General features: G+C 45.8%; 1 protein-coding gene. It reads right to left on the bottom strand.

The features are described from left to right. A partial coding sequence (locus C6H04_RS07220) for a PBECR3 domain-containing polyvalent protein (RefSeq protein WP_499797617.1) occupies window positions 1-926 on the bottom strand: 926 nt, incomplete at both ends.

Here is a 926-nt window from a genome sequence, read left to right as displayed (position 1 = left end):
TGGTCTAAGATGGAGGGTTGGTTCTCTGCAGGGCTTAAGTTGGATTTAAGAGGGGGGGTGGTAGTTTCCGTTTTGGAGCTGGTTGCGTCTAAGGGCGTACTCGAGTTCACCTCGGGGGTATTCCCGCTATCTTTGGATAGTCGTATGCTCGCTCCACTAAAATCGCGGTTTTTCTCTAAAAGCCCATTCTCCTTATACATCGTTCTTAGATTTAAGGCATTGTGCTTTTTGCTGACAATCTCTATCACCATTGCATAACCATTGATTTGTTTGCCCGCTAAAAGTGTGGTGATGTCCTTATGCTTTTGTATTTCTATTTTGTCTGCGCTATTGACAATCTCGGGGTAATTAGCAATATCCTCCAATTTGACTGCGGGTTGTTTGCTCTTTTCTACTAATACAGAACCCTCCCCATGTCTTCTCTCAATATGCTTTAACGCGTCTCCATCAAAGAGCATTTTCACGGGTTGACTGGGGTCTAACTCTAAATGCTCTAAGATTTGGGGATTAGTCAAATCCCCTACCCAAACCTTAGCATCCTTATGCCTTTTGACCTCCTCTAAAAATTCCTCTGTAATCTCTTCAGGTCTAGCCTTTCTCAAAGGCTTTCTAGGGTCTAGCAAATCCCCACTATCTATCGGGGACTTTCCCCCTCCCCCATCTGGTGTGTCTTTAGGCGGCTGTAAGGCTCCCCCCTCTGAACCCTTAGGCAGTGCTAATCCTCCTTCCTCATTAGTGGGTAACCCCCCCTCTATCTCTCTAATTAACGCCTTAGTAGTGTTGTCAAACTCCACACGCTTGGCTAGAGTGTGGAGGTGTTGCTTAAAGTCTGAGACACTATGACTCTTGTGCAAAGCGGCTTTGATGTGATATCTAAAGGCGGCACCACTCACCTTGTCATTGAGCGCTTTGGCAAAGGGAATATA

Source organism: Helicobacter salomonis (assembly GCF_900197775.1).
GTDB lineage: Bacteria > Campylobacterota > Campylobacteria > Campylobacterales > Helicobacteraceae > Helicobacter > Helicobacter salomonis.
The sequence above is the reverse complement of the archived record's forward strand: the minus strand, read 5'-3'. Positions and strand labels throughout refer to the sequence as shown.